Below are 12,616 nucleotides of genomic sequence, written 5' to 3'. Positions count from 1 at the left end.
ATCCTCTCAAGGGTTTAGGATTATTTTACAGCAAGCAAGGCATCACCTTTGGCAACAGTTCCTGCTGCTAGGGAGTTAACCTCAGCATAGTCTGCTGTATTTGTAACGATAATCATAGTTGTGCTATCAAGACCTGCTGCTGCGATTTCATCAAGATCAAACGTCCCGATAACATCACCTTTTTTAACCGCCTGATTAGCTTTAACCTTTTGATCAAATCCCTTACCATCCATCGAAACAGTGTCAATACCGATATGGATGAGAATCTCTGCTCCATCATTAGACTTAATACCGTAAGCATGGCCTGTGTCAAAAGCAATTTGAACGACACCATCAACTGGAGAGTAGACCGTATTGTCAGTTGGTTTGATGGCAATCCCTTTACCCATAGCTTGTGAGGCAAATACTGGGTCATTAACAGAAGTTAATTCAACAACTTCACCATTAAGTGGTGACACAATTGTTTCTTCTGAAAGGGTTGTAGGAGTTGCTGCTACTGCAGGCGCAGATTGTACTTTTTCTGTAGATGTAGATGCTGCTTGGGCAAGAGGTTCTTCGTCCTTATAACCAAAGAAGTAAGTCAAAACGAAGGCAAGAGCTGTTGTTCCAAGAACCATGATTACGTATTTAAGCACTTGACCATTGAGGTAGAGAAGAGTACCTGGAATGATTGTAATTCCAAAACCAGTACCAGCAAGGTTGAAGATTGATGCCAACCAACCACCAGCTGCACCGGCGATAAGACCCATGATAAATGGCTTACCAAAACGTAAGTTAACACCAAAGATGGCAGGTTCAGTAATACCAAGACCGGCTGAAAGGGCTGCAGGGAAAGCAAGAGCTTTCAATTTTTTGTTTTTCGTTTTAACACCAACTGCAAGCGTTGCCCCAGCTTGTGCTGTCATCGCTGCTGTGATAATGGCGTTGAATGGATCCTTACCGTCAGCCGCAATTAATTGTGATTCAAGTAGGTTAAAGATGTGGTGAACACCAGTAACAACGATGATTTGGTGAAGACCACCGAGGATAAGACCTGAAAGACCAAGTGGCAAGTTAAGGATAAATTTAGTTCCAGCAAGAACATAGTTTTCAACACTGTGGAAGACTGGACCAATGACAAAGAGTGCCAAGGCCGACATAATTGTAAATGTCAAGAATGGTACGACAAGAAGGTCAAGGACATCCGGAATAATTTTATGTAGTTTTTTCTCAAGTTTAGCCCCCAAAAGACCTACGAAGAAGGCTGGGAGAACTGAGTTTTGGTAACCAACCACTGGAATAAATCCGAAGAATTCAATTGGTTTTGCTGTTCTAGATGCAACATCCCAAGCGTTGGGAAGGGCTGAGTTTACCATCATAAGACCCAAGACCAAACCGATAACTGGATTACCACCAAATACACGGAAGGCTGACCATGAAATCAAAGCAGGGAAGAAGGCAAAAGCTGTGTCAGTTAAAACAACTGTATATGTATAGAAGTTTGTTGATGAGAAAGCTTCTTGAGTTGTTCCAAACATACCCAAAATAGTATCGTTGTTGATAGCACCACGGATACCCATGAAAAGACCAGTCGCAACGATAGCTGGAAGCAATGGAACAAAGACGTCACCAAATGTACGAATGGCACGTTGGAAAGCATTACCTTGTTTAGCGGCTTCTTCTTTTTGCTCACCAGTTGATGAAGTTGGAAGTCCTAATGCGACAACTTCATCATAAATTTTATTGACAGTACCTGTACCAAAGATGATTTGGTATTGACCTGAGTTAAAGAAAGCTCCTTGTACTTTTTCAATGCCTTCGGTTTTGGCTTTATCGATCTTTGATTCATCGTTAACCATCACACGAAGACGTGTCGCACAGTGGGCAACACTTTTAACGTTATCACGGCCACCAAGGGCAACGATGACTTCTTCTGCAATTTGCTTGTTATCCATTTGCAAAAAGACTCCTTTTTTATCATTTTCTATTTAAGTTTAGTGAAAGCGTTTCACATCACACAATCATTTTATCAGATTTCAAAAATATGTCAAGCGTTTTGCAGAAATTGTTATTTTTTGACAGTAAAACATTGATTTTTAATGCGAAAACGTTTACTATATAATTGACATAATTTGACAGAAAACAACAATTCGTTTTTTTGTCACTGTTGCTAATAAAACAGAAAGGATGATGTGTTCATTCGACAACCGTCTACTGAACACGGAGCTAGTCGCACAACTGCTTAGCTCTGATATATCTTACTTATGAATTTACCTACAGAAGTCCGTTATCGCCGTTACGAGGATTGGACAGAAGATGAAAAAAATAAAATTGCTGAAAATAAAGCAAAATCACCATGGCTTGCTAGCTACCACCTAGAGCCAAAAACTGGGTTATTAAATGACCCCAATGGGTTTTCTTACTTTGATGGCAAGTTCCAGCTCTTCTATCAAAACTGGCCGTTTGGCGCTGCCCACGGCTTAAAACAATGGGTTCACACTGAATCAAGTGACCTTATCCACTTTAAAGAAACAGGAATCACACTAGAACCTGATCATGCTCATGACAGTCACGGCGCATACTCTGGTTCCGCCTATGAAATTGACGACAAGCTCTTCCTCTTTTATACGGGGAATGTCCGCGATGAAAACTGGGTTCGCAATCCCCTTCAGGTAGGCGCTTGGATGGATAAGGATGGTCATATTGAAAAATTTGACAAAGTTCTCATCCAGCAACCACAAGATATAACCGAACATTTTCGTGACCCCCAAATCTTCAACTACCAAGGACAATTCTATGCCATTGTAGGCGCTCAAAACCTTGATAAAAAAGGCTTCATCAAACTGTATAAAGCTACTAATAATGACGTTAATAACTGGGAATTTGTGGGAAATCTTGAATTTGGTGGTACTGGTTCAGAATACATGATTGAATGCCCAAATCTCGTCTTTGTTGACGGGCAACCTGTCCTCCTTTACAGCCCACAAGGTTTAGATAAATCTGAACTCAATTATGACAATATTTATCCTAACACCTATAAAATATGTCAATCGTTTGACACAAATTCAGCCCAGCTTGTCGGAGCATCACCAATTCACAATCTAGACTACGGTTTTGAAGCCTATGCGACACAAGGTTTTAATGCACCAGATGGTAAAGTTTACACTATCAGCTGGATTGGATTACCAGATGTCGACTATCCTACTGATCAATACGACTACCAAGGAGCTATGAGTTTGGTTAAGGAACTCTCAATCCGAGACGGCAAACTCTATCAATACCCCGTTCCAGCTATGAAGGATTTACGATTGGGAGCCAAAACCTTGTCCAATCTATCTAGCAGTCAAAACACTTATGAACTGGAAGTAACCGTTCCTGCAAATGATAAATCCCAGCTAATTCTATTTTCTGATGAACAGTTAAATGGTCTTAAAATCACAATTGATACTATCCAAGGACAACTTGTTGTTGATCGCTCTTCTGCTGGTCAACAGTATGCTATCGACTTTGGTCGCAAACGTCAATGTGACATTGAAAAAACAGAGACAAAACTCAACATTTTTGTCGATAAATCAATCTTTGAAATTTTTGTTAACGATGGTGAAAAAGTCTTTACCGGCCGTGTCTTTCCAAGCCAAGACCAATCTGGTATTCAAATTCAAGAAGGGCAAATTAGCGGTAGCTACTTTGAATTAAACGTCTAATATGGTCGCAAAACTCACTGATGTTGCACAACTAGCTGGCGTTAGCCCGACTACTGTTTCACGCGTTATCAATAAAAAAGGCTATCTCTCACAAAAAACCATCGACAAAGTCCATCAAGCCATGCGTGAACTGGGCTATAAACCAAACAACTTAGCGCGCAGTCTGCAAGGAAAATCCCCTCAATTGGTCGGCTTGATTTTCCCTAATATTTCCAACATTTTCTTTGCACAATTGATTGAGCATTTGGAAATTCAGCTTTTTGAAAAAGGCTACAAAACCATTATTTGTAATAGCCAGAACAATCCTGTCAAAGAAAAAGAATATTTAGAAATGCTATCTGCCAATCAAGTAGATGGTATCATCTCATCCAGCCACAATCTAGGTATTGAGGATTATGAAAAAGTCGAAGCGCCCATCATTGCTTTCGACCGTAACCTTGCTCCTCATATCCCCATCGTGTCTTCTGATAATTTCGAAGGTGGCAAACTCGCAGGGCAACTCCTAAAAAAAGCGGGATGTAAACATACTATTATGATTGCGGGTAATGATAATTCTAACTCTCCAACCGGATTACGCCAACTAGGCTTTATCTCTGAACTAGGAAAGGAAACGCCAGTCCATCACATTCCGCGGGAGTTATCAACCCTAAGGCGAGAAATGGAAATCCGCTCCATTATCGCCAAAGAAAATCCAGACGGCATCTTTACTTCTGATGATTTGACAGCCATTCAAGTGATTAAAGTTGCTCAAGAGATGGGCAAGCAAATTCCTGAGGATTTAAAACTTGTTGGGTATGATGGAACGGACTTTATTGAACAGTACTATCCACAATTAACAACCATTAAGCAGCCCATCGAAGATTTAGCTAGCCTCATGGTAGACGTCTTAATCAAGAAAATTTCCGGTCAAGAAACCAGTCGAGACTATGTTTTACCGATTAGTTACTCTGCTGGTAGAACGGTATAAAAACAGAGAAAGACAAAATCAATAATTCCGAGCGTTCGATGTTGTCCCCACCTCCGCAAAAGTCAATCTCGTAAAGAGAGTTTGAATCGGAAAATGAACTGAATTAAGGCTCACATCATATATACATCGCATATCTAGCCTATAAAAACTAATAAACTCAACGCAGATTGGAGAAAAGTCCATTTTGGACTTTTCTCCAATCTTTTTTCTTTGTAGCCAAAAAACTAGAAATAACAACCTTTCTATAGTCAAATGAATTAACTTTCAGAACAAGGGACAGAAAAGACGCAGAGCAGTACTTGATACTCTTCGAAAACCAAAAGCAAACCTTGTTGACTGGCTTTGACCAACACCAGTTCTATCATCATCGGCGGCGGCTAATCTGCTTTTGATTTTCAGTGAGTATGAGTAGGGCAAGTCGACAGTGATCATGTATCAAGTTTAATTCAAAAGGCTACACATGAAAATTAACAAAACCAACACTGTACTGCCAATCACGAAGACTAGTCTCTATCCCCCATCTACTAGCATAGAGCTTTTTAGACAGAAAGTTTACCGTTTTACTTTATTTTTCTTATATTTACCTTAAAATATATTTACAAACGCTTACAAAAGAGGTATACTGATGTTTGTAAACCGGTTTAATAAAATCTATCGGGAGGATTTTTATGTCACAACACCGTCACCAACACAAGAAAATCATGCTTTATTCCACAGTTGTTCTAGGACTTTTTCTCATCTCACTCAACGAAAAGGTTCAAGCTAATGACCTCTCCAACATCCCTTCTACTACTGTTGAAAACATGCAAACAGTAACGCCAGCTCAGGACAGCCTTCATCAAGCTGATAGCAGCCCTGAAGTTCCTGCAACCACGGAAGCTATCAGCCCTGAAGCTCCTACTGATGTCCAAGCTAACCCAGCAACAAGCCCTGATACCGAAACTGAAGCTGTTCCTAGCAATCTCACGCAAACGTCTGAAACTAGCGACAGTCCAGTTGTAAACGAGGTATCAGACCTTCCAAGCGCTGCTAATAAACAGCGCACTAATTACGATCAATTACTCAAGGACTGGAATAGTACCATTGCAGGTAATGATGTCTATGATGATAAGAATCCCTACATGGTAGCCTATCATAAAAAGTTAGAGGAGACCGTTGATAAACATATTGCTGATTACAATAGCGCTCCAGATAGAACCTATCTTTGGAAAGACAAAAGTGATTATAAGATTTCAGCCAATCTAACTGCTAGCTATCGTAAGCTTGAAGATATTGCCAAACAGGTCACTAACCCCAGTTCAAAATACTATAATGATGCAGCTGCCATCGCGCTTGTCAAAAACAGTTTAGAGTTTTTATATCAAAATGCCTATAATGAAAAGACTTATTATCGTCAGGAAAAAGGCAATGCCAGTGTTAACTGGTGGGATTACGAAATTGGCGTACCGCGTGCCATCAATAATACTCTCTCCTTATTAAAGTCGCACTTTACACAAAGTGAGATCACCAAATACACACAGCCTATTGAACATTTCGTGCCAGACCCAACATCATTTCGTACGACTAGCACTAATCCAGATTTTCCAACCTTTAAAGCTGCCGTTGCTAACATGACGGATATGGGGCGTGTCAAGTTGATTGCTGGATTGCTTCGTCACGATGACAAGACAATCGCTGACACTATCAAAGCCATTGAAACCGCCTTTACTTTTGTCACTGAAGGCAATGGGTTTTATCAAGATGGCTCACTGATTGATCATGCTGTCACTAACCCAAAGAGCCCTCTTTATAATAAAGGGCTTGCCTACAACGGTTCCTATGGCAATGTTCTCATCGATGGATTATCACAACTAATCCCAATTATCCAAAAAACGGGTTCCCCCATGTCCAATGATAAAATGAACGTCATCTATCATTGGATCAATGAATCTTTTTTACCACTCATGGCGCACGGTGAACTGATGGATATGACACGTGGACGCTCAGTCAGTCGTTCTAATGCTGAAAGCCATGTCGCAGCTGTCGAAGTCCTTCGCGCTATTTTACGGATTGCCGACATGTCAAATGAACCTCAGAAAACAGCTATTAAATCTAGAGTCAAAACAATCGTATCTGAGGGGCACAGCTTTTATGACACCTTCAAAAACTTAAAAACCTACCGTGATATTCAGTTAATGAAGGAGCTTTTAGAAGACCCTAGCATCCCTATTTTAAAAACGCACAGTTATGTCAAATCCTACAACAGTATGGATAAATTAGCAGTCTACAATGCCCAAAAGGATTATGGGATTGGCTTATCCATGTTCTCAGATAAGACACAAAATTTTGAAGCTATGAACAATGAAAACTTGCGTGGCTGGCATACTAGTGATGGGATGTTTTATCTCTACAATGCTGATTTAGGACATTATAGCAATCACTATTGGGCTACTGTTAATCCTTATAAGCTACCTGGCACCACAGAAACAAACGCTAAACGACCTGATGGAACAGCTAAGAATATCAAAGAGCAGGCAAAAATGGTAGGGATGGGAACCCTTCCTGATGGTGCATTTGTCAGAAGTCATAAGGTTGATGATACAACTGCTATGGCTGCCATGACCTTTACAAACTTCAATAAAACCCTAACTCTCAATAAAGGTTGGTTTGTACTAGATGGTAGAATTGTTTTTGTTGGAAATAATATCCAAAACACCTCCAATGATGAGGCAGCAACAACTATTGAGCAGCGTAAAGAAGATCAGAAACATCCTTATAAGACTTATCTCAATGGAAAAGAAATCAGTCTGACAGATAAAGCTCATGACTATGCTTCAACAAAAAGTGTTTTTCTTGAAACTGATGAAGTCAAACGTAATATCGGCTATGTCTTCTTTAAGCCGACAACATTATCACTGATGAAGGTACTACAAACTGGTAAGTGGTCCGATATTAATGGCAATGATAAATCTGCCACTGCTAATAAGGTTGTTAACAATACCTTTGTCACTATCTCTCAAGCGCATAAAGAAAATGGCGATAGCTACGCTTATATGATTGTTCCAAATATTACTCGCCAAGCCTTTGAAGCATTGCTAGCGAAACTTGATGTCAAACTACTTCAAAATGATAGCCATGCTGCTAGCATTTATGATGCTGCTTCAGGACGTCATCTAACCATTGACTTCAACAAAAAAACCTTTGATGTTCAAACAGTAACGCAAACCAAACCAAGCGACAAAGAAGCTGACGAAGCTAAAGTCCTCGCTAGTGCTGAAGCTGCTGTAACAGACGCTGAGACTGCTGCTAAAGCTGGTAAAGACAAGAAAGTCGCCGTTGAGAAAGATGGGCTTATTAACCCAGCTGAAAAAGCTGACATTGATGGCTTAAACAAGGCAACAATCGATAAAAAAGCTGCAGCAACAGCATTAGTTGACAAATTGTCAGAAGGCAGAGCAAAGGCCACTCTTAAAGCTCGTCTTGCTAAAGTAACAACCTCAAACGTCATTGTTAACGATGCAAACAGTAATGGTAAAGCAGATAATCAAGAAATCGAAAAGCCTGAATCAGAACCAAAACGTCACGACTCAGTGAAAGACGATTCAGTGAAAACAGATCAAACCGTTCTCCCGGCAGCAAGCAAACCCTCTGGACGAGCTCTGTCACCTCAACTAGTCAAAAAATCAACACCATCTCAAATAAAGAGTGACGAGAATTTGCCAAAGACGGGTGAAAGAAATAACCAATTGGCTACCATTTATGGTGGCATAGCAATGGTGCTAGCTGCCTTGTTTACGTCTAGAAAGCGCAAAAGAGATAGCGAAGGTTGATGTCTCATCATTTTATGGCATTAAAATAGCAACGGTTTACTACAGAAAATTAATCAAATGCATTGGATTAAGCAGTGATTCTCAGAGCCAAAGGCATTTGGTAAGCGAAACTACCATGTATAGGGTGGTAATTCCACTGGCGCACCTAATCTCTTGCTTTGATGGCTAGTCCTTCTAGAGAATGAAATCTTGCTTAATTGACAAACATACTAAAATTAGTAGTGAGGGAACCTCCCATCGGAGATTTCCTCACTACTTTTTCTTTATATAGCCAAATGAATTAACTATCAGACAAGGAACAGAAAAGACGCAGAACAGGACTTGATACTCAATGAAAATCAAAAACAAACCTTGTTGACTTGCTTTGATGAAGGCAGTTCTATCTGCAGCGGCGGCTAGTCTGCTTTTAATTTTCATTGAGATTGAGCATGAGTAGGGCAAGTCGAAAGTAACCATGTAGCAAAGATAATGCAAAAGACTATATTAGAATAAAGATGTCTTATCAAGTTGTAAGGCTCTATGGTGCTTGACATTGAGTATCGAAAATGGAATCACTAAAACAGGGAGTCAGTCAAGTCAATGAAGTATTATGCATGCGGTTTTCGGAATTGCTGTGAGTAAAGCAAGTTTAGAAGTAGCTCTTTTGGTCATGGATTTTTCGATTCCAAGTCACGTTCTTGACAAGCCTGTCGCTCATCTGGCTGATAAGCTCACAAAACTAGCTGAACAGTCTTTCTACATATCAAGAAAACCTCTCCAATGATTGAAGAGGTTAGCTATTATGCTGGTGAACGATTAAGACTTTCTAAACGCAGGCAAACTGCTTTAGACAAGATGGGGAAACTGGCTCAATCTTTACCTAAATTTAGTTGCTGGTGAAAGTAGCTTTTATAAGTCACACTGTTTCTGGCATTCAGATACGACGTCTTGACCTAACAGCCAGCCATCTGACTATATTTATTGGGGCTAAGTCAAAGAGAGCTGAAACAAGTGATTGTTAAGATATTTACAGAGTTGAACCTTTCCATTCAATATTACAATCAAAGATTTTTTGTTTTTCTTCAGACCTTGCTCCTTCTACTTCACTAATCAATATTTCAGCTGCTTCACGCCCTTCATCATAGGCAGGCTGAACAATCGTTGTTACTGTCGGAGATGAAAAATTTGTCCATTCTAAATTATCGAAACCAACTAAACCAATCTGTGGCATTTCAAATTTCAACTTTTTCATGACACCAAACACCATATGTAGCGCCCAACAATTAGGAACAAAAACCAAAGTGTTATTTGATCGATTGATATGTTTGTCCAGGAACTCTTCAACCAAAGCAGCATCGGAATCGTCTTGATTGATAATTAATTTTTGATAATCATAATTCTTTTCAGATAGTGCATCAATAAAACCTGAAGCGCGCTCAATTCTTGTGCTTAATAAACTAGTATCTGCTGTAATCATCACGAAATCGGTATAGCCTTTTTCGATACTGACTTGCACCATATCATAGACAGCATCATAGTTATTCGTTTTCACCCAATTCGTCCGATGTTCATACAATTGACTATCAAAGAACACCATCGCTTTTTCTTTTTCATTAATAATTCTTGAGTATTTCCTAAAATTAGATGTCGGTTGGATGATAAAGCCGTCAACGCCTAAATTAAGCATATTTTCAATGTAATGATCCTCATTTTTAGAGTCGTAATTACTATTACCGATGATAACTTGATAACCCTTTTCTTTGGTAACGGTTTCAATTCCTTTGACAATTTGATTAGAAAAGGTATTTGTTATATCTCCGATTAAGACACCGATTAAATGAGTCCGTTTAGAGTTCATACTCCTTGCAATGACACTCGGTTTATACCCGGTTTTTTGGATAGCTTCTTCAATACGCTGACGAGTTTCTTCTGACATCTTTTCAAATTTGTGATTTAAATAAAATGATACTGTCGTCTTGGATGTCTCTGATAATTGCGCAATGTCAGTTATGGTAACTTTTTTGGGCAAAATTATTCTCCCTCCTCATTTTATTACTATAGTCAAATGAATTAACTTCCAGACAAGGCTCTAAGACACAGAACAGTACTTGATTTTCGAAGAATGTGAGTAGGGCAAGTCGAAAGTGACCATGTATCAAAGTTAATTTAAAAGACTATACTGTCGTATATTATTTAGTATATCACATTTTCACAAGACAAAAACTTAATAAAGTTTGTAATAACTAACTTTTTAATCGAACATATTGAGATTTTTTAACATCAAATACAACTACTTTTCCTCGAACTTTATGACCTTTGATTTTATAGAGTTTATCCCCGGATAGAATATCGTTTAGCATTATCCCGACCAGATAATGATGCTCATTATCGATAATTTCCCAAGCTAAACCATTTTTCAATAGCTTTTCAGAGCCTGTCTGAATTAAAGGCAAGCGTAACACCTGACATTTTTGATCGGCTATCAAGGTATAATCTAGAATCTTATTTTCAAAGGGTATTGTTTTATAAAGTCTCTTGCTGTTTACTAATTGATTGTATTTTTTAGAGATCAAAAAACTGTCCTCACTAAACGAAATATCACTATGAAAATGTAGCTGGTTCACTCGTTGATGATCAATCGTAACATCCTTATCCAAGATAAATTGACTTTCCAACTCATGTGTCCCCGGATAGCTAACGTCGTCAACAATAAGTGTTAAAGGGTTTGGTAATCCTAAGATAAAGCGCCTATGTGTAAACAATTGCCCGTCAACATCAGCTGAGTAATGACCTTCTATCAAAAAAAGGTTATCCTGTCTCGTCAGAGCTACATGGTGCGCTAGTGGATATTTGGCATAACTCCAAGAATCGGTTATCTCTTCTAAGTTTTTGTCTTTGATAAAGCAAGTCGAATGGCTCTTTGAGCTTTTTAAAAAATAGCGCATGGGGTCTTCTCTATAGGTGTAACGTCCTGGATCGATAATAATCGGCACATCACCATCATAGAGGCAGAAACTATTTTGATCGCTATGACTATGAGCGCTGCCTAATGAACCACACTTGAAAAACAAATACCTTTGCGGTTCTTTTGAACACACATGCCCACTACAGTCAAACAGGGCTAGTTGCGCTTGCTCAGGTTCAGCGATAATCTGTTGATAGTGCTGAACAGCTGATTTACCAAAGTACATTAACGTTTCAATATTAACCGTATGATAACCATAGGCTTTTAATCGACCAGACTTGAGAACCAAGGCTGATAAGGTCAATACATCACGAGTATCGGTCACATCACTATCTCCAAATGCTATCTGATGGTGATCTGGTCCCGTCATCATCACTATATAATGAGCCATTTTGTCAAGGACAGGCTTTAAACGTTTTTTACAGTCTGGTACAAAGATGACAAGATCAAGAAGCGCCTTATAAACTTCAACATGATACATAATCGATTGCTCATACTGACTACCATCTTCTAAAATTTGCAATCTTAGTTGTTCTTCTAACTCGGATTCGGCAAATGCTTGCAAATCTGGCATATCAAAGTCCTCTTCAAAATAATACAGCCATGCTAACATTGCCGTAGTCTGAAAGACACCCCAATTGCTTAAACTATACTTTTCAATATAATGTTCCTGCAAATAACGAAGTTGTTTTTTGATGGAAACTAGAATTTTAGTTAATTCTTCTTCCTTTATTAGATGGGCACGTTGTAAGTATAGAACAACCTTCAGCCACACTAAACATCTAATACCAGTATCCAATGGACGACTGGTTAAGGAATTCGGCTTTAATTCAAAATCACAATCAATCCAATGAAACATCATTTCTTTTAACTTATCAATGTAACGATAATCATCTTCAACTAAATGAACAGTCAGAAAGTTAAGAAAATAACTCTGCCTATTTAGCATATAATTCCATTCAGGATCATTTGTTACAGATTGATCCCAACACAACTCCTGTAATTGATAAGGTAGATGACAGGGCTCCATGTCCCAATTACCATTGAATATAAATGTATTGTCCATTATTAAATCAACAGACTCTTTCATAGAATCATACGATTCCTTATGATTTGTTAAAATATACTGTCTACAAAAAGCACTATCATGATTGCTAAAAAACCATTTCGCACGTTCCTTGTTCATAACCTATCCCCCAACTATCCTAAACAA

Annotated in this window: 6 protein-coding genes and 2 pseudogenes; 4 read left to right on the top strand and 4 right to left on the bottom strand. The window is 38.9% G+C overall.

Annotation, left to right across the window (positions count from 1 at the left end; genetic code table 11):
- Positions 1-20: 20 nt before the first annotated feature.
- Together A3IA_RS13655 and A3IA_RS0103095 are read right to left on the bottom strand one after the other, a co-directional pair.
- Positions 21-476 (bottom strand): annotated as a pseudogene (locus A3IA_RS13655) (PTS sugar transporter subunit IIA); the annotation flags it as partial.
- An 80-nt stretch (positions 477-556) separates the two neighbouring features.
- Positions 557-1,934, bottom strand: a pseudogene (locus tag A3IA_RS0103095) (sucrose-specific PTS transporter subunit IIBC); the annotation flags it as partial.
- A 309-nt stretch (positions 1,935-2,243) separates the two neighbouring features.
- Between A3IA_RS0103095 and A3IA_RS0103090 the strand changes: the two are divergent.
- The 4 genes from A3IA_RS0103090 to A3IA_RS12920 all read left to right on the top strand — a co-directional run bounded on the left by A3IA_RS0103090 (position 2,244) and on the right by A3IA_RS12920 (position 9,222).
- Positions 2,244-3,683: a sucrose-6-phosphate hydrolase gene (locus A3IA_RS0103090; RefSeq protein WP_018379881.1), complete on the top strand. Its 1,440-nt coding sequence runs from the start codon at positions 2,244-2,246 to the stop codon at positions 3,681-3,683.
- A 1-nt stretch (position 3,684) separates the two neighbouring features.
- Positions 3,685-4,650, top strand: a complete 966-nt coding sequence (locus A3IA_RS0103085) for a LacI family DNA-binding transcriptional regulator (protein ID WP_018379880.1) — start codon at positions 3,685-3,687, stop codon at positions 4,648-4,650.
- Between the two features lie 668 nt (positions 4,651-5,318).
- A complete protein-coding gene (locus A3IA_RS12230; RefSeq protein ID WP_018379879.1) occupies positions 5,319-8,459 on the top strand; it encodes a polysaccharide lyase family 8 super-sandwich domain-containing protein in 3,141 nt (1,046 codons plus the stop codon).
- Between the two features lie 589 nt (positions 8,460-9,048).
- The gene (locus tag A3IA_RS12920; protein ID WP_018379878.1) at positions 9,049-9,222 is read left to right on the top strand and encodes a hypothetical protein; all 174 of its coding nucleotides are present in this window, start codon (positions 9,049-9,051) and stop codon (positions 9,220-9,222) included.
- Positions 9,223-9,465: 243 nt separating this feature from the next.
- Here A3IA_RS12920 and A3IA_RS0103070 read toward each other — a convergent pair whose 3' ends face one another.
- On the bottom strand, positions 9,466-10,467 hold the full coding sequence (locus A3IA_RS0103070; RefSeq protein WP_018379876.1) for a LacI family DNA-binding transcriptional regulator: 1,002 nt from the start codon (positions 10,465-10,467) through the stop codon (positions 9,466-9,468).
- Between the two features lie 214 nt (positions 10,468-10,681).
- The gene (locus A3IA_RS0103065; protein WP_018379875.1) at positions 10,682-12,589 is read right to left on the bottom strand and encodes an alginate lyase family protein; all 1,908 of its coding nucleotides are present in this window, start codon (positions 12,587-12,589) and stop codon (positions 10,682-10,684) included.
- Between the last annotated feature and the right edge of the window lie 27 nt (positions 12,590-12,616).

Origin of the sequence: Streptococcus thoraltensis DSM 12221 (assembly GCF_000380145.1) — a bacterium.
In the GTDB taxonomy this organism is placed as follows: domain Bacteria; phylum Bacillota; class Bacilli; order Lactobacillales; family Streptococcaceae; genus Streptococcus; species Streptococcus thoraltensis.
This window is presented reverse-complemented; position numbering and strand designations above follow the sequence as displayed.